At 70.3% G+C, this 16,047-nt stretch carries 17 protein-coding genes; 13 read left to right on the forward strand and 4 right to left on the reverse strand.

All coding sequences use genetic code 11. The annotated features are described in order from the left end of the window. Positions 1–584: 584 nt before the first annotated feature. Positions 585–1,043, forward strand: coding sequence for a hypothetical protein (locus tag AB0I81_RS14990; protein WP_360655949.1), 459 nt, complete (start codon positions 585–587; stop codon positions 1,041–1,043). Here the strand turns inward: AB0I81_RS14990 and AB0I81_RS14995 are convergent. After that, positions 1,028–1,840: an isocitrate lyase/phosphoenolpyruvate mutase family protein gene (locus AB0I81_RS14995; RefSeq protein ID WP_360655952.1), complete on the reverse strand. Its 813-nt coding sequence runs from the start codon at positions 1,838–1,840 to the stop codon at positions 1,028–1,030. The genes AB0I81_RS14990 and AB0I81_RS14995 overlap by 16 nt on opposite strands. Positions 1,841–1,924: 84 nt before the next feature. On the opposite strand from AB0I81_RS14995, the gene AB0I81_RS15000 reads away from it, so the two are divergent. Further along, on the forward strand, positions 1,925–2,833 hold the full coding sequence (locus AB0I81_RS15000; RefSeq protein ID WP_360655955.1) for a LysR family transcriptional regulator: 909 nt from the start codon (positions 1,925–1,927) through the stop codon (positions 2,831–2,833). A 95-nt stretch (positions 2,834–2,928) separates the two neighbouring features. Here the strand turns inward: AB0I81_RS15000 and AB0I81_RS15005 are convergent, their stop codons facing one another. Then, positions 2,929–4,518: an alpha/beta hydrolase gene (locus tag AB0I81_RS15005; RefSeq protein ID WP_360655958.1), complete on the reverse strand. Its 1,590-nt coding sequence runs from the start codon at positions 4,516–4,518 to the stop codon at positions 2,929–2,931. Positions 4,519–4,739: 221 nt separating this feature from the next. Between AB0I81_RS15005 and AB0I81_RS15010 the strand changes: the two genes are divergently transcribed. The 11 genes from AB0I81_RS15010 to AB0I81_RS15060 all read left to right on the forward strand — a co-directional run bounded on the left by AB0I81_RS15010 (position 4,740) and on the right by AB0I81_RS15060 (position 14,028). Beyond that, positions 4,740–5,219: a phospholipase gene (locus AB0I81_RS15010; RefSeq protein WP_360655961.1), complete on the forward strand. Its 480-nt coding sequence runs from the start codon at positions 4,740–4,742 to the stop codon at positions 5,217–5,219. A 26-nt stretch (positions 5,220–5,245) separates the two neighbouring features. After that, complete coding sequence (locus AB0I81_RS15015) at positions 5,246–5,734, forward strand: MarR family winged helix-turn-helix transcriptional regulator (RefSeq protein WP_360655964.1); 489 nt, start codon at positions 5,246–5,248, stop codon at positions 5,732–5,734. A gap of 110 nt (positions 5,735–5,844) precedes the next feature. Further along, positions 5,845–7,269 (forward strand): MFS transporter, encoded by a 1,425-nt coding sequence (locus AB0I81_RS15020; RefSeq protein WP_360655967.1) that lies wholly within the window; start codon positions 5,845–5,847, stop codon positions 7,267–7,269. Between the two features lie 83 nt (positions 7,270–7,352). Then, entirely contained in the window at positions 7,353–7,901 is a 549-nt protein-coding gene (locus AB0I81_RS15025; protein WP_360655970.1) for a dihydrofolate reductase family protein, read from the forward strand. 97 nt (positions 7,902–7,998) lie between these two features. Beyond that, a complete protein-coding gene (locus AB0I81_RS15030) occupies positions 7,999–10,521 on the forward strand; it encodes a polysaccharide lyase family 8 super-sandwich domain-containing protein (RefSeq protein WP_360655973.1) in 2,523 nt (840 codons plus the stop codon). Between the two features lie 74 nt (positions 10,522–10,595). Then, positions 10,596–10,985 (forward strand): metalloregulator ArsR/SmtB family transcription factor, encoded by a 390-nt coding sequence (locus tag AB0I81_RS15035; RefSeq protein WP_360655976.1) that lies wholly within the window; start codon positions 10,596–10,598, stop codon positions 10,983–10,985. After that, entirely contained in the window at positions 10,985–11,884 is a 900-nt protein-coding gene (locus AB0I81_RS15040) for a cation diffusion facilitator family transporter (protein WP_360655979.1), read from the forward strand. The genes AB0I81_RS15035 and AB0I81_RS15040 overlap by 1 nt, the downstream gene beginning before the upstream one ends. A gap of 42 nt (positions 11,885–11,926) precedes the next feature. Next, positions 11,927–12,094 carry a hypothetical protein gene (locus AB0I81_RS15045; protein WP_360655982.1) on the forward strand — a complete coding sequence of 56 codons (168 nt, stop codon included), beginning with the start codon at positions 11,927–11,929 and terminating at the stop codon, positions 12,092–12,094. Between the two features lie 66 nt (positions 12,095–12,160). Beyond that, a complete protein-coding gene (locus tag AB0I81_RS15050) occupies positions 12,161–12,583 on the forward strand; it encodes a VOC family protein (RefSeq protein WP_360655985.1) in 423 nt (140 codons plus the stop codon). Continuing rightward, the gene (locus AB0I81_RS15055) at positions 12,580–12,927 is read left to right on the forward strand and encodes a hypothetical protein (protein WP_360655988.1); all 348 of its coding nucleotides are present in this window, start codon (positions 12,580–12,582) and stop codon (positions 12,925–12,927) included. Before AB0I81_RS15050 ends, AB0I81_RS15055 begins: the two co-directional genes overlap by 4 nt. Positions 12,928–13,038: 111 nt before the next feature. Continuing rightward, on the forward strand, positions 13,039–14,028 hold the full coding sequence (locus AB0I81_RS15060; RefSeq protein ID WP_360655991.1) for a LacI family DNA-binding transcriptional regulator: 990 nt from the start codon (positions 13,039–13,041) through the stop codon (positions 14,026–14,028). On the opposite strand, the gene AB0I81_RS15065 is transcribed toward AB0I81_RS15060, so the two are convergent. Next, positions 14,022–14,999 carry a Gfo/Idh/MocA family oxidoreductase gene (locus AB0I81_RS15065; RefSeq protein ID WP_360655994.1) on the reverse strand — a complete coding sequence of 326 codons (978 nt, stop codon included), beginning with the start codon at positions 14,997–14,999 and terminating at the stop codon, positions 14,022–14,024. The two genes, AB0I81_RS15060 and AB0I81_RS15065, sit on opposite strands and share 7 nt — an antisense overlap. A gap of 43 nt (positions 15,000–15,042) precedes the next feature. Continuing rightward, positions 15,043–16,047 carry an alcohol dehydrogenase catalytic domain-containing protein gene (locus AB0I81_RS15070; RefSeq protein ID WP_360655997.1) on the reverse strand — a complete coding sequence of 335 codons (1,005 nt, stop codon included), beginning with the start codon at positions 16,045–16,047 and terminating at the stop codon, positions 15,043–15,045.

The following is a 16,047-nucleotide window of genomic DNA, read 5'->3' on the forward strand; positions in this document are numbered from 1 at the left end:
AGGCTGTACGAGTTAAACGTATTCTCCTGCCAGGCAGTTCGACAGGAGGTCCGGCTCATGGGCAACCCGACCACGGATGCGCGATTCAGAAACCTCGTCGAGATCTTCGAGGGAAGGACTGCGTGACATGACAGGAATCTCCGACTTTCACGGTCCACACGCAGAGCCTCCGCAAGATGGCTGCACCAAGATCTCCTGGTACGAACCAACCCGTCGCGTGAGGCGCATCCGAGTCGTGGCGCACTCGTGCGAGTGCCCCGACCTCCTGTTCGAGTTGTGTGCCGCTGGTGGTCAGGGGTTCATGCGCCGGATGGATCGCGCTGAGGGCACCACGAGTGAAACCGCGTGGATGTTGACGGCGGTGGCGAGGGATCTCTACGGCCGGATCCTGCGGGGCGAGGCTCGCTAGGTGGTGGGTGTGCGGACGGCTGGGCACTGGCCGGAGCGTGGTCGGTGGGTGGTAAGGGAGTTGAAAGTCGGGCCGGCTTTTCGCAAGCCGGTTGAAAACGGTCCGTCGCAAAGTGCGGTCATTCCCCCTAGAAAGGACGAGCCTCCCCATGACAATCTCCCGCACCCTTGCCAGTTTGACCCTCGCAGCGGCCGCCGCCCTCGCTTCCGCCGCTGCCCTCGCCCCCGCTGCTCAGGCTGCCCAGGCTCCGGCTGCGGCGAGTGCCGCTTGGGGGCCGGTGCACGCTCCCGGACGCGGCGCCACGGCCTCCGGCGCCCTGACCGTCACCGGTGAGGACCACGCCGACCTGCCGACCGCCGACCGCGTGCGAATCTGGGGCAAGGTGACCGACAACACCCGTGGCGCCAAGTGCGGTTGGGCGGTCTTCCGGATCACCTATCGCTCGGGGAACAACCTGCCCAACAGGAACCACGCCGTCCGCGACTGCTCCTACCGCACGCCCAAGCACTTCTCCGTCAAGCACCGCGACGTCTACCAGGTCGAGCTCAAGGTCTGCGCCGAGGGCAAGGCCGCCAAGCCGTCGCTCAACTGCCTGTACGCGGGCACCTGGAAGACTCTCTACCTGTCGAAGTAGCCGAGCAGGTCGGAGAGCGGGGCCATCTCGGAGACGAAGCCGAAGCGGCCCGCGCGCATCTCCTTGGCCCCGTCCAGGAATGAGCGCAGGGCGAGCCGCGACAGACCGCCGCCGATGCTCACCCTGCGCACACCGATCCCGGCCAGTTGCTCCAGCGTGATCGCGGGATCGGCGAAGCCCATCACGATGTTGACCGGCTTGCCGACGGAGGAGACGACGGCGCGCATCTGGTCGAGGGTGCGCAGGCCCGGCGCGTACAGGACGTCCGCGCCCGCCTCCTCGAACGCCCGCAGTCGCCGGATGCTCTCGTCGAGGTCGGCGACGCCGTACAGCAGGTTCTCGGCCCTGGCGGTCAGGACGAGCGGGACGGGCAGGGCGCGGTTGGCCTCGACCGCCGCCTGGACGCGTTCGACGGCCGGGCCGAAGTCGTAGATCGGCGAGCGGGGGTCGGCGGTGGCGTCCTCGATGGAGACGCCGGCGACGCCGCAGGCGAAGGCGTCCGCGATCATCTTGGCGGCCTCGGCGGGGTCGTCGGCGAAGCCGTTCTCCAGGTCGGCGTTGACGGGCAGGTCGGTGGCCCGGCAGATGACGCGGCAGTTGTCCAGGACGTCCTGGCGGCCGGCGCGGGTGCGGCCGAGCACGTTGGCCACCCCGAGGCTCGTGGTGGCCAGGGCCTCGAAGCCGAGGCCGGCCAGGATGCGGGCGGTGCCGGCGTCCCAGGGGTTGGGGAGCAGCAGGGGCTCCGGGCGCTCGTGCAGGGCTCGGAAATGAGCCACCTTGGCCGTCTGATCAGTCATGATGCCCAGTCTTGCGGGCCTCGGAAAATAGGTCCAATGCATAGTGAGGATTGTCGGCATCAGGAATACTGATGGATTGTGACGGTGGAGGAGATCGAGGCTTTCGTCTGCATCGCGCGGACGGGTGGGTTCACCGAGGCGTCCAGGAGGCTCAACCGGTCCCAGCCCGCGATCAGCCGCCGGATCCACGAGCTGGAGCGGTCGCTGGGGGCGGCGCTGTTCGAGCGGGCCGGGCGCCGGGTGGCGCTGACCGAGGCGGGGCGGGCGCTGCTGCCGTACGCGGAGGCCGTGCTGGCCTCGATGCGCGACGGGGAGCGGGCGGTACGGGAGGCGTCCCGGGAGGGGATGGGCGCGCGGGTGCTCAGCCTGGCGATCGTGGGCACGCTGGCCGACTCGCACATCGTGGACGCGCTGCGCGCGTTCGAGGCCCGCTTTCCGCAGGCGGAGGTCGAGTTGCGCACGGCGACGAGCCGGGAGGTGAGCGCCCTCGTACGCGGTGGCGAGGCGTCACTGGGCCTGCGCTATTTCGAGGAGGGTGATCCGCAACTGGAGTCGATCCCGCTCGGGACGGAGAAGCTGCTGGTCGTGGTGCCCGCCGGACATCCGGTGACCGCTTCCCGGCTGCCCGACCTGCGGGCGTTCGAGGGGGAGCGGTGGCTCGGCTTCCCGCCCGAGCGGGGCAGCTCCGACTCCTACGGGCGGCTGCTGGAACGCGAGTTGCTCGCGAACGGCCTCACCGACCCCTCGATCACCCGCATCGACAGCCTCACCGCGCAGCGGCGGCTGGTGGAGGCCGGTTTCGGCGTCGCGCTGATGCCCACGAGCAGCGTCCGGGAGGAGTTGCGCATCGGCAGTCTGCGGGTGATCGAGGTGGCGAACCTGGATGTGGGCCTGCCCGTGGTCGTCGTACGCAGGAGAGGGGGCCACCGCGGCCGGCTGGCGGCGGCCCTCCTCGACGTGCTGCGCGAGCACACGTCCGCGGGGCTCAGCTAGGAGGGACGCCGCGACGCGCTGTGGAACTCTGCGGCCGTGACGCGCCGTGGAGCTCCGCGCCCCTGACGTGCTGTGGAGCTCCGCGCACCTGGGGCTCAGCCGGAACTGGCCGCGAACGGGACGGTGTCCGGGCGGCACTCGGCGCCCCGCTCCGGCAGCTTGTCCTCAAGCAGGTAAGCCGAGATGGCCTTGATCGCGCAGGTGGACTGCTGGGTGGTCACGTGCCCCCACCCCTCGTTGACCAGCAGGCGGCTACCGGGCAGCAGGCGCTGCACACGCTCGGCCGACCACACCGGCGTGGCCGGGTCGTGCCTGCTGTTCAGGATGAGCACCGGCTCGTTCGTCTTCGCCGTCCACGGCCCGCGGTGCCGCTCGTCGCTCTTGCTCTGCCAGAACGAGCAAGCACTCGTCTCGTACGCGCGCAGCGACCCGAACGGCGCCGCCACCTTGTCCCGCTCGGCCGCCACCTTGGCCAGCGCCCGCGCGTTCGCGGGATTGTCCGTCTCGGGGCAGGTCACGGCGTGGAAGGCGGCCTCGATCGGCGAGCCGTACCCCGCCACACCGATCCCCTGCTGCTGCAACAACTCGATCTCCTGCGCCAGAGCGGTGGCCTCGGACCCGGCCGGATCCTTGATCGCCGCGCCGACCGCCTTGAGGAACGGCGCCCCGCCGAGCTGGTTCCAGAACATCGGCTGATACAGCCACGATCCGGTCCACGAGACCACGTAGGAGTAGGTCAGGGCGACCTTCTTACCGGCCGGGTTCGTGAGCTGGATCGACCCCTTGCGCAGGGCGGTCAGGATGTCGTCGAAGGCCGCCGCCGGGTCTCCGTTCCCGAATGAGCAGCGGTCACCGGCCTCCTCGCAGAGCCGGAAGAACTCCGCCAGCGTCCGCTTGGTGCTGATGTCCGTGCGGTTGCGGCTGGAGGCCGTGCTGAGCGGATGTCCGGAGTCGCGCTTCCCGGGGTCGATCACGCTGTCGAAGACGAACTTGCCGGTCTTGTCGCCGAACAGGTTGGCGTAGACCATGCCGAGGTAGGTCCCGTAGGACTGGCCCAGGTAGTTGAGCCGCTTCTCGCCCATGGCGGCGCGTACGGCGTCGAGGTCGCGGGCCATCGACACGCTGCTGATGTGGTCGAGCAACCCGCCGCTGCGCTCCCGGCACAGGCGGGCGAAGTCGGCGTCGGCCTTGGCGCGCCGCTGCCGGTCTGCCGCCGTCACGGGCGCGTCGGGCACGTCCTTCGCGAACGCCGCCGCCTCGGCCGGCGTCTCGAAGCAGCGCACGGCGGGCGTGCTGCGGCCACTGCCGCGCGTGTCCACCCCCACGATGTCGTACGCCTTGCGCACCTCCGCGTCCACCGGACTGGGCAGCGTGCCCGCCACGATGCCCTGGAGGTATTCGACGGTCGAGTACCCGGGTCCGCCCCTGTTCACCACCAGCGACCCCTTGCGCGCGGCCGAGTCGGTGGCCTTGATACGGGACAGGGCCAGCGTGATCTTCTCGCCCTTCGGCCGGTCGTAGTCGAGCGGCACCCGTACGGTGGCGCATTCGAGCTGCGGCGCCCCGGCGCACGCCCGCCAGTCAAGTTCGGCCGCCTTCGCGACGGCGCTCGGCGCCGCCGCGCACACGGCCATCCCCAGGGCGCTCATCAGCACACCGGTACGACGCCACGCTTTCCAACTCACCAGGGCTCCTCGTCAGTTCGTTCCCCATTGCCGGGACCAACTGTGGTGGTTCAGGAGGAGCGCACGTCAGTGGCCGATGTCATCAGAAAGCCTGACATATGTCATGAGCCGGCGAGGGCAAAGAGTTGGTGAGAACCGCCCGGATGTCCCGGCCCTTCGGCGGGTGGCCGCGTGAAGCTGGTGCAGGCAGATTCCGGTCCTGGGCGAGACGGCGGGGTTCCATGATGAAACGACTGGTCGGACGGTCTGCGGTGGCTCTGGCGATCGTTCTGGCCTATCCGGCTCCGGCGCACGCCGTGACGCTGGCGCAGAAGCTCACCGCGCTCTCGGCGCTCACCCAGCCCACCGCCCGCAGCGCCGCCGCCTGGCGGGTGGCCTCGGGGAGGCCCGGTACGTGGGCCGATTACGCCTTCGACTGGAGCACCGATCTGTGCTCGGGCAGCCCGGATCGGCCGCTTGGGTTCGACTTTCGGATGGCGTGCCGGCGGCACGACTTCGGCTATCGCAACTACAAGGCCGTCGGGCGGTTCGTGGGCAACAGGGAGCATGTCGATCGGGCGTTCCTGTTCGATCTGCGGCAGGTGTGCGCGGCGTACGAAGGTGCGATCGGGCGTGGGTGTGAGCGTCTGGCCTGGTCGTACTACACGGCGGTGCGCCGGTTGGGCGGGCTTCCCGATCTCGAACGGTCCGATCGCAGATAATCCACGTCGGAACTAGGCTGGACGGCATGACTGCGATGGCCCCCGCCCGTACCGAGACCGACCTGTCCTACCTGTTCGACCACACCGGCCACGTGCTGCGCTCGCAGATGACCGCCTCCCTCGCCGAGATCGGGCTCACCCCGCGCATGCACTGCGTGCTGGTCCACGCCCTGGAGGGGGAGCGCACCCAGATCCAGCTCGCCGAGCTGGGCGACATGGACAAGACCACGATGGTGGTGACCGTGGACGCCCTGGAGAAGGCCGGGTACGCCGAGCGCCGCCCCTCCACCACCGACCGCCGGGCCCGCATCATCGCGGTCACCGAGTCGGGCGCGGAGGCCGCCGCGCGCAGCCAGGAGATCGTGGACGGCGTGCACCGGGCCGCGCTCGGCGCGCTGCCGGACGACGAGCGCGAGGTGCTGGTCCGCGCGCTGAACCGGCTGGTCACCGGCCATCTCGCCACGCCGGTCGAGAGCCCCGCGCCGGTACGCAGGGCACGGGAGCGCAAAAATTAGGTCCGAAGAATATCGTCTGTAACAGAACCATCTGTTACGGTCTCTCCTGTCGGCTTTGGAGGCTCGCTCCGAAGGCCGGCTTCGGAACGGGAGAGACTGTGTCGTACCTAATGAAAAGCTCGCGCTGGACGGCGCTCGGCGTGTTGTCCGCGACCGGACTGATGACCGTCCTCGACGGCAGCATCGTGACCGTCGCGCTGCCCGCCATCCAGCGGGACCTGGGCTTCTCGCCGGCCGGGCTGAGCTGGCTGATGAACGCCTACCTGATCGCCTTCGGCGGCCTGCTGCTCCTGTCGGGACGGCTGGGCGACCTGATCGGCCGCAGGGCGATGTTCCTGGCGGGCAACGTGGTCTTCACCGCCGCCTCCTTGCTGGCGGGCGCGGCCACCGGCCCGGGAATGTTGATCACCGCCCGGTTTCTGCAAGGTGTGGGCAGCGCGCTGGCCTCGGCCGTTGTCCTGGGCATCCTGGTGACGCTGTTCACCGAGACGCGTGAGCGGGTCAAGGCCATCGCGATCTTCAGCACCACCGGAGCCGTCGGCGCCTCGCTCGGCCAGGTGCTGGGCGGCGTGCTCACCGACCTGTTGAGCTGGCCGTGGATCTTCTTCATCAACGTGCCCATCGGTGTGGTGACCATCGCGCTGGCCGTGCGCGTCCTGCCCGCCGAACGGGGGATCGGCCTGGCCGCCGGGGCGGACGTCGCCGGAGCCGCGCTGGTCACCGCCGGGCTGATGCTGGGCATCTACACGGTGGTCAAGGTGGAGGAGTACGGCTGGCTCGCCACCCACACGCTCGGCCTCGGCGCGGTTTCGCTGGCCCTGCTCGCCGCGTTCTTCGTCCGGCAGGCCACGGCCAAGGCGCCGCTCATGCCGCTGCGGGTCCTGCGCTCGCGCAACGTCGCCGGGGCCAACCTCGCGCAGATGCTGGCGCTGTCCGGCATGTTCGCCTTCCAGGTGCTGGTCGCGCTCTACATGCAGCAGGTGCTCGGGTACGGCGCGCTGGACACCGGCCTGGCCATGTTGCCGGCCGCGGTCGGCATCGGCACGATCTCGCTGTTCGTCTCGGCCCGGCTCAACGCGCGGTTCGGCGCCAAGGTCGTGTTGCTGGGCGGGCTGGTGATGCTCATCTCCGCGATGCTGCTGCTCACCCGCATCCCGGTGGACGCGGACTATGTCACCCACCTGCTGCCGGTGATGCTGCTGATCTCGGGTGGCGGGCTGGTACTACCCTCGCTGGCGACTCTGGGCATGTCAGGGGCCCGGGAGAGTGACGCGGGGCTGGCCTCGGGGCTGTTCAACACCACCCAGCAGGTGGGCATGGCGATCGGCGTGGCGGTGCTGACCACGATGGCCGCCGGGCGTACCGAGGGGCTCCTGGCGGCCGGCCTGAGCCAGGCGGAGGCGCTGACGGGCGGCTACCGGCTCGCGTTCGGGATCTCCGCCGGACTGCTGGTCGCGGCCCTTGTCGTCGGGCTGGTGGTGCTGCGCCGGCCGGTCGCTGAGAAGGAGGACGTCCAGGAGATGGTGGCCGCCTGATCCGCGTCGTTTCTATACAAGACGCCCCCAAGTGCCGCCCTCTAATCTTTGACTCACGTAACCCGATGTTGAGGAGAGCCATCATGGCCAGGATCGTTTCGAGCTTCTTCATCTCCGTGGACGGCGTCGTCGAGTCGCCCGACGAGTGGCACTTCCCGTACTTCAACGAGGAGATGGGCACCTGGGTTCAGGCGGGCATGGCGAGTGCGGCCGGATTCCTGATGGGCCGCAAGCTGTACGACGAGTGGTTCGCGTACTGGACGTCGCCGGAGGCCGAGGCCGGGATCGCCGAGATGTTCAACGCGGCCCCCAAGTACGTCGTCTCCAACAGCCTGGAGAAGGCCGACTGGGCCAACACCACGCTCATCAACGGCGATGTCGCGGCGCGGCTGCGTGAGCTGAAGGAGCAGACGGCCGAGGGCGACTTCCAGGTGTCCGGCTCCGCCACGACCGTGCGGTGGCTGCTGGCCAACGGGCTGCTGGACGAGCTGAACCTGCTCGTACACCCGATCGTCGTCGGCCGTGGCCAGCGGCTGTTCGAGGACACCCCGACCCACCCGCTGAAGCTGGCCAAGTCCGAGACGTGGACGACCGGCGTGCTCAACCTCTGCTACGTCCCGGCGACCGCCTGAAGGGATCCTGGGCGGTCGGGCGGTGATCGCCTGAAGGGGTCCCGGGCCGGGCGGTGATCGCCCCAAGGAGTCCTGGGCCGGGCGGTGAAGATCATGTATGGTGAGCGCGGTATATCCGTTGAACGGCCTGGAGCCCGCCGTGCCGTACATGTCCCGTCGCCAGGTTCTCTCCCTGCTCCCCGCCGCCGGCCTGCTCGCCATGACCCCGCCGGGGCGAGCCGCCGCGGCGGCGGTCGACCACCCGCGGCTGATCGCCAACACCCTGGCGATGCTGGCGGGCACCCCTGAGGTCAACACCCGCCCCGAGGTGGCCGCCAAGCTCGCGGCCGTACTCGGCGCCGCCAGGCAGCGGCTGACAGCCATGGACCAGGCCGGCGAGGGAGAGTTGTTCGCCGGCCTGAAGCTCGGCACGGACGACGTCAACCTGCGCCTGGCCTACCAGTACCTGTACGAGATCGCGCTGGCCACCCGCACCCCCGGCAGCGCGCTCGAAGGCGACACCACCGCCCAGCGCCGCGTCACCGACGGCCTGCGGTGGCTGCACGAGCGCTATTTCGGCGACCAGGCGGCCGGCTACTACGGCAACTGGCACAACTGGGAGATCGGCATCCCCACCCATGTCAGCAGGACGCTGGTCCTGCTGGCCGAGGGCTTACCGCAGGGCCTCGCGGCGACGTACCTCGCCTCGATGGACGCCTACCTGCGCAACGGCGAGAACGGGGACGTCGATCTCGACTCCCGCTTCCACACCGGCGCGAACCTGGCCGACATCACCGCCAACCGGATCCTCCAGGGCGCGCTCACCGGCGACGACGCCCGCGTCACCAAGGCCATCGCCGACCAGGCCACCGTTTTCGCCACGATCGACCCGTACAACCTCAAGCACGGGGTCACCGACGGCTACTACCGCGATGGCTCCTTCATCCAGCACCATTCGGTCGCCTACACGGGCTCCTACGGGCGCGCCCTGCTCACCCGGGTCGTGCAGACGCTCAAGACGCTGGAGGGCGCGACGATCGGGGTGGCCGGGGACCTGCCCGCCGTGGTCCAGCGCTGGATCACCGACGGCTTCGCCCCGCTGATCTACGAGGGCTGGATGATGGAGATCGTCAAGGGGCGGGCGGTCTCGCGCACGAACACCGGCTACTCCGACGTCGGGGTGGTCATCGAGGCCATCGCCGACCTGGCCGACCACGTCGAGGACGCGCGGCCGCTGAAGGCGTACCTCAGGTTCCTGCCCGCCGCGGACACCACCTCCTTCGTCTCGCCGGTCAGCATCGCCCGCTACGCCGCCGTCCGTGCCGACGCGAGCATCCCGGCCGCCGACCTGAACCCGGCCGAGCGCACCGTGGCCTACAACGCCATGGACAGGAACGTGCACCGGCGGCCCGGCTACGCCTTCGCGCTGGCGCGCAGCTCGGAGCGGATCAGCAAATACGAGTACATGAACGGCGAGAACCTCATGCCCTGGTTCCAGGGTGACGGCGCCTACTACCTGTACCTGGCGGGCGAGGACCAGCGCGAGGTGTTCGGCGTCGACTACTACACGGCCGTCTCGCCGTACCGGCTGGCGGGGGTCACCGCGCCGGTGGAGGAGCGGCGCACGGTGCCGGACCTGTACGGCCGGTTCTGGTACGAGAACCCGGGCCACCCGCTGAACTTCACCTCCTCCTCCGAGTCCCAGAACACCTACGTGTACTTCCCGCGCGCCACGAACGCCTTCTCCGGCGGCGCGACGCTCGGCACGTACGCCACGGCCGGCATGGTCCAGTCCGACGACGCCGCCTACGCCGCCAAGCAGGCGGGCACCCTGCCCGACGACTTCGTCGCCTACCGCAACGCCCGCGCCACCAAGTCCTGGTTCATGCTCGACGACGAGATCGTGGTGCTGGCCGCGGACGTCTCGGGCGAGGGCGGACGCGCCGCGGTGACCACCGTGGACAGCCGCATCGCGGCCCCGGGCGACGCGGTCACGCTCACCGGCGAGCGCTGGAGCGGCGGGGCCTGGCAGACGGGCGACAACACGCCGCCGCGCTGGTTGCGGTACGCCAACGGCACCCGCGGTACCGCGATCGGCTACGCCTTCCTGTCCCGGCAGCCCGTCGCGGCCGGGATGGAGACGGTCACCCGCAGTCGCAGGGCCGTCCGCGTGGCCAACCCCGACACCAGCGTCACCAAGAACGTCTTCACCGCCTCGATCGGCGATGTCTCCGCGCTGGCCTACGCCCTGGTCCCGAACGCCACCGAGGCCGATCTGCGCCGTTACGCCCGCGGCCCCCTGACCGTCCTGGCCAACAGCCGCCACGTACAGGCGATCAAGCACAGGTCCCTGGGCATCGTCGCCGCCAACGTCTTCGCGCAGGGCCCCCGCCACGTCGAACGCCTGATCGTCGACGGCCCCGCCTCGGTCATCGTCAGGACGTCCGGCGGGCGCACGGTCGTCGCCCTGTCCGACCCCACGATGGAACGCGACCGCGTCAGCGTCGTCCTGCTCGGCGGCCACCTCAGGCTCGACACGGCCGAGGAGGGCGTGACGGTGCGCCGCGTGCCCGGCGGCACCCTCGTGCAGGCGACCACCCGGCACGCCTACGGACGCAGCTTCACCGCCCCCCTCCGCTGAGAAGCGACCCCACTTGACGCGCCAACCGTCACTTCCGTTATGTTGCTCATATGAATACCTCTTCAGATGAAGGCGTGTTGACGTTGGACGGTTGTGCCGTCCGGGTGGTGGACGCCGATCGGGTGGCTCTGGTGCACGAGCGCATGCCGCCCGCCGAAGACCTGGCCGACACGGCCGACGTCTTCGGCCTGCTGTCCGACCAGAACCGGCTGCGCCTGCTGGTCGCGCTGCTGGACGGCGAGCTGTGCGTGTGCGACCTGGCGGCGGTGACGGGGCAGAGCGAGTCGGCCGTCTCGCACGCCCTGCGCCTGCTGCGCGCCCACCGCATCGTGGCCGCGCGCCGTTCCGGCCGGATGGCGTACTACCGGCTTGAGGATCCGCACGTACGGATGTTGCTCGATCTGGCGCTGGCCCACACCGAGCACACCGAGGCCATCCACCCGGAGCGGGAAGGGAACGCCTGATGGGCGCCGGGCACGGGCACGGCCACGCGGCCGGCAAGCACAGGTGGCGGCTGGCGGTCTCCTTCGCGCTGATCGGCGCCTTCTTCGCGGTCGAGCTGGTGTTCGGACTGTTGTCGGGCTCGCTGGCGCTGCTGTCGGACGCCGGGCACATGGCCGCCGACGTCGTCACCCTCGGCGCGGCGCTGGTCGCCACCCGGATCGCCACCCGCCCCGACACCACGGGCCGCCGCAGCTACGGCTCCTACCGGGCCGAGGTGTTCGCCTCGCTGCTGGCCGTGGTGCTGATGCTCGGCGTCGCCCTGTACGTGGTCATGGAGGCCATCGGCCGGATCGGCGGGCCCGCCGAGGTCTCCTCCGGGCCGATGCTGGTGGTCGGCGCGATCGGCCTGGCGGTCAACCTGGTCGCCCTGCTCCTGCTGCGTTCCGGGGCGAGCGAGAGCCTCAACGTCAAGGGCGCCTACCTGGAGGTCGTCGCCGACACGGCGGGCTCGGTGGGCGTCATCGTGGCCGGCTGGCTGGTGGCCGCGACCGGCCAGGCGTACTGGGACACCGTCGTCGCCCTGGCCATCGGCGTCTTCGTCGCCGTACGGGCGATCTCCCTGGGCCGGCAGGTCTTCGCCGTGCTGGGCCAGCACGTCCCCGAGGGCATCGACGCCTCCGCCGTCGCCGCCGACCTGGGCAACATCAAGGGCGTACGCGACGTGCACGACCTGCACCTGTGGACGCTCACCTCAGGCATGAACGTCGCCACCGCCCACCTGGTGACCGGCGACCAGGACGACAACCACGCCGTGCTGGACGAGGCCCGCGACCTGCTGCGGCTGCGGCACGGCGTGGCGCACGCGACCCTCCAGGTCGAGCCCGCCGACCACAACGGTTGCGACGAACTCGGCTGGTGACGCCTCCTCGACGCGCCGACCGGGCGGGCATACCGTCGATGCATGCCGATCGTCGTGGGTGCCGCGGCCGCGTTGCTGGGATTCGTCCTGGTCGGAAGCGTCATGGCCGCGCTGGGCGTCAGGGGCGGCGTCGAGATCATCATCAGCACGGTCGCCGGGGTGACGGCGGGGGTCATGGTGGCCGTCTGGGAAGCCCGGCGCCGCAAATAAAAGTGCTCAGTTGGTGAGCACTTAACCGAGGAGGATGGACATACCGACCTGAGAGAGGAAGCGGACATGCTTCGAGGACTCACCACCGTCACGTTCTACTCGCCCGACTTCGAGGCGACCAAGCGCTGGTACACCGAGCTGTTCGGGATCCCGCCGTACATGGACACCCCCGGCTACCTGGAATGGCGCATCGGCGACTACCAGCACGAGTTCGGCGTCATCAACAGCGCCTACGCCGGAAGCGAACTGGCCAGGACCCCATCGCCGGACACGATCGGCGGGCCGGCGGGCGCGGTGGTCAACTGGCACGTGGACGACGTCCCCGCCACCCTCGAACGGCTCGTGGCGATGGGCGCCAAGGAGCACGACGCGCCGCACGACCGGGGCGAGGGCTTCATCACCGCCTCCGTGATCGACCCGTGGGGCAACGTCCTGGGCATCATGTACAACCCGCACTACCTGGCGATCCTTGAGGGGCGGCGGTCGTGACGGTCTTCGCCGACGCCGCCGCCTGGCGGTCCTGGCTGGCCGGCCACCACGACTCGGAGACGGAGGCGTGGGTGGTGCTGGCGAAGAAGGGCACGACGGAGCCGACCAGCCTGACGTACGAGCAGGCCCTGGAAGAGGCGCTGTGCTACGGCTGGATCGACGGGCTGACCAGGAGCCGCGACGCCGCGACCTACCTCCAGCGCTACACCCCGCGCCGCCCGCGCAGCGCCTGGTCCGCGCGGAACATCGCCCGGGTGGCGCGGCTGCGGGAGTCGGGCCGGATGCGGCCGGCCGGGCTGGCCGAGGTCGAACGCGCCCAGGCGGAAGGCCGCTGGAACGCGTGAGTGGTTTCCGCCATAACCGAGCGAAAATTCGATGAGAGATGAAGGACCAGAAACTAACATAAATCCCGTGTCTCCGATTCCGGGTAAGGCGTTGCGTTTATGGCCGTGAGCATGCACGACGTAGCTCGTGCAGCCGGCGTTTCCCAGCGAACGGTCTCCAACGTCGTCAACAACTACGAGTTCGTACGCCCGGAGACCCGTCAGCGCGTGCTCGACGCCATGGCCGCGCTCGGATATGTGCCCAACGCGGCCGCCAGAAGCCTGCGCTCCGGCCGTACCGGGCTCATCGCGCTCGTCGTCCCCGATTTCCGGGCCCGCATCTTCGCCGACCTCACGGGCCCGGTCGTCCGCGAGGCCGAGGCGCTCGGCTACACGGTGCTGATCGAGCTGACGGAGACGGACCGGGACCGCGAGCTGAAGGTCCTCACCGGCGGCAGGACCCAGCGCACCGACGGCGCGATCATGATGGCCCTGTCGCTGCGGCCGGAGGACGGGCATCGGCGCCGCGCCGACTATCCGATCGTGCTGATCGGCGATGAGGAGCTGGAGGGCGACGTGCCGCACCTCGCCTGGCCGAACAGGGAGGCGGTCCAGGCGGTGGTACGCCATCTGGCGGACACCGGCAGGCGGCGGCTCATGCTGCTCGGCTACGCCATGGGCGGGATGCAGACGGCGCGCATGCGGCAGCACGGCTTCTTCGACGGGCTGGCGGAGGCCGGGCTGCCCGTGCACGACGAGCTGCTGGTCAAGGCCGGATGGACCCGCGCCGATGGCCAGCGGGCGATCGAGGAGCACCTGGACGCGGGCCGGCTGATGCCTGACGGCATCTTCGCCATGAACGACTCCCTGGCCCTCGGCGCGCTACGGGCTTTGCACGACCGCGGGGTACGGGTGCCGCAGGACGTCGCGCTGGTGGGCTTCGACGACGTCGAGGAGGCGCGGTACGCGACGCCGTCGCTGACCTCGGTCTCCCTCAACCTGGAGTCCATGGCGGCCAAGGCCGTCGCGATGTTGCACGAGGAGATCAGCGGCAAGCCCGGCGGGCACGAGCCGCACATCCTGATCGACTTCCACCTGAAGGTGCGCGAGTCCAGTCAGTGAGCCGGGACCGCGACCCTGCGCCCCGTTTCGTACGCCTCGATGATCCGGTACGCCACCCGCAACGCCCTGCGCCCGGCCTCGGCGGGCACCGGCGGCGCGGCCCCGGCCCGCAGCGCCGGCACCAGCGCGTCGAGGTGGGCGTCGAACGTCTCGTGGAACGAACGCCCCCGGTCGTTGAAGTAACCGGCCTCCCAGACCGTGCGCGACTCCGAGCCCGCGGCGGAGAACTCGTACCGCCTGGCGGTGTCGTCGATCAGCAGCCGGCCCAGGTCCCCGTTGACCTCGACGTGATGGGTGCGCGGGTAGGCGTAGGAGGAGTCGTAGGAGCCGACCAGGCTGCCTACCGCGCCGCAGGCGAAATGGGCGGCCACGACCAGCGTCGAGCCGCCCCGCGTCATCTCGGCGCTGACCGCGTCGATCGGGCCCAGCAGGTGTTCCAGCAGGTCGATGCCGTGGCACTGGGTCTCGATCAGGTTGGCGTGCGGATGGTGGTCCGAGTTGCCCTCGCCGCCGAACCGCCAGGTGGCGAAGGACAACTCGCCCAGCCGGCCGGCGTCGAGGTCGCGCCTGGCGCGCAGGACGGGCTCGGCGTAGCGGTGGTTGAAGTTGATCGCGAAGAACAACTCGCGGGCGCGGGCCTCGTCGATCAGCCGGTCGGCCTCGTCCAGGTCGAACACCAGCGGCTTCTCCACCAGGAGCGGGATGCCGTGTTCGATGAGCGCGAGCGTGGGCGCGTAGTGCTCGGTGTTGGGCAGGCAGACGCTGATCAGGTCGGGCCCGGTCTCGTCGATCATGCGGCCGATGTCGTCGTACCCCCTGGTGGACCAGCGGGCCGCGCGTTGCTCCGCGCGCGCCAGGTCGCGGGAGAACACCCCGGCCACGCGCGCGTCGGCGCGGGCGGAGAAGGCGCGCGCGTGTTGCTCGCCCCACCCACCGGCGCCGACGATGGCCACCTTCAACGGCTTGCTCACTCCGCCTCCTGGGTGCCGACGGTGGCCGCCTTCAGTGGCTCGCTCACTCTGCCTCCTGGGTGACGACCACCTTGCCCGATTCGCCGGACAGGAACGTCTCGAACGCCAGCGCGGTCTCGCCGACGTCGAAGGTGTGCGTCACGATCTGCCCGAGGTAGTCCTGGTTGTGCAGGAGGAGTTCGAGGTTGCCGGCGAAGTCCCCGTACGGGAAGTATTCGCTGCCCAGCACCGCGCGCCCGGCGGCGATGAGGTCGGGGGAGACCTGCAGCAGCAGATCCTCCCCGTGCCCGACGCAGACCAGCACGCCCCGCTTGGCGAGCCGGTCCAGCGCGGAGCGGCGTGCGGCGGCGCGCCCCGAGGCGTCCACGGCGACGTCCACCGGGGGCAGGTCCGCGACGGAGTCGGCGTGGACGGGGATGCCGCCGAGCGACTCGGCGAAGGACAGCCGCCAGCCGGAGACGTCGCTGATGTGGATCGGCACGTCCTGGCCCAGGCGCAGGCGGGCGACGGCCAGCACGCCGATGCCGACCGGGCCCGCGCCGGTGATCAGCAGCGACTTGATGTCCGGCCGCACGGCCAGCGCCCGGTTCAGCGCGGCGCCGCTGGTGCCCATGACGTCCAGCAGCATCGTGGCCAGCGGGAACGGAAGGTCGTCGCCGATCGGGAAGAACATCCGCTCCTCGACCAGCTCCAGCGGCCCGAGCCCGCCGTCGCGGTTGAAGCCCATGTCACCGGCCTTGTCCAGGCACAGGTTGGTCGCGCCCGCGCGGCAGCTCCTGCACCGCCCGCAGTACCCCATGAGGTAGATCACCCCACGGGTGCCCACCGGTGTCGTGGCGCCGGGACCCGCGGCGACGACCGTGCCGGCGGCCTCGTGGCCCGCGACGACCTGGCTGCCGTCGCGGAAGAGGCCGTGGTCGCTGCCGCACAGCGCGTTGGCGCGCGGGCGGATGAGCAACTGCCCCGCACCGGGCTCGGGATAGGTGTGGGCGCGGTGCTCCACCCGTCCCGAGCCGATGAGGAACGGCGCCGTGGTGGCGACGGCCAT

It is taken from the genome of Nonomuraea sp. NPDC050404, assembly GCF_040655495.1.
Lineage (GTDB): Bacteria > Actinomycetota > Actinomycetes > Streptosporangiales > Streptosporangiaceae > Nonomuraea.

Excerpts from the sequence above, each read along its gene's own strand:
- AB0I81_RS14995 (WP_360655952.1), bottom strand. The coding sequence starts at position 1,840 with ATGACTGATCAGACGGCCAAGGTGGCTCATTTCCGAGCCCTGCACGAG.
- AB0I81_RS15060 (WP_360655991.1), top strand. The coding sequence starts at position 13,039 with ATGCACGACGTAGCTCGTGCAGCCGGCGTTTCCCAGCGAACGGTCTCC.
- AB0I81_RS15020 (WP_360655967.1), top strand. The coding sequence starts at position 5,845 with ATGAAAAGCTCGCGCTGGACGGCGCTCGGCGTGTTGTCCGCGACCGGA.
- AB0I81_RS15025 (WP_360655970.1), top strand. The coding sequence starts at position 7,353 with ATGGCCAGGATCGTTTCGAGCTTCTTCATCTCCGTGGACGGCGTCGTC.
- AB0I81_RS15040 (WP_360655979.1), top strand. The coding sequence starts at position 10,985 with ATGGGCGCCGGGCACGGGCACGGCCACGCGGCCGGCAAGCACAGGTGG.
- AB0I81_RS15070 (WP_360655997.1), bottom strand. The coding sequence starts at position 16,047 with ATGGCCGTCGCCACCACGGCGCCGTTCCTCATCGGCTCGGGACGGGTG.
- AB0I81_RS15045 (WP_360655982.1), top strand. The coding sequence starts at position 11,927 with ATGCCGATCGTCGTGGGTGCCGCGGCCGCGTTGCTGGGATTCGTCCTG.
- AB0I81_RS15050 (WP_360655985.1), top strand. The coding sequence starts at position 12,161 with ATGCTTCGAGGACTCACCACCGTCACGTTCTACTCGCCCGACTTCGAG.
- AB0I81_RS15010 (WP_360655961.1), top strand. The coding sequence starts at position 4,740 with ATGATGAAACGACTGGTCGGACGGTCTGCGGTGGCTCTGGCGATCGTT.
- AB0I81_RS15030 (WP_360655973.1), top strand. The coding sequence starts at position 7,999 with ATGGTGAGCGCGGTATATCCGTTGAACGGCCTGGAGCCCGCCGTGCCG.
- AB0I81_RS15015 (WP_360655964.1), top strand. The coding sequence starts at position 5,246 with ATGACTGCGATGGCCCCCGCCCGTACCGAGACCGACCTGTCCTACCTG.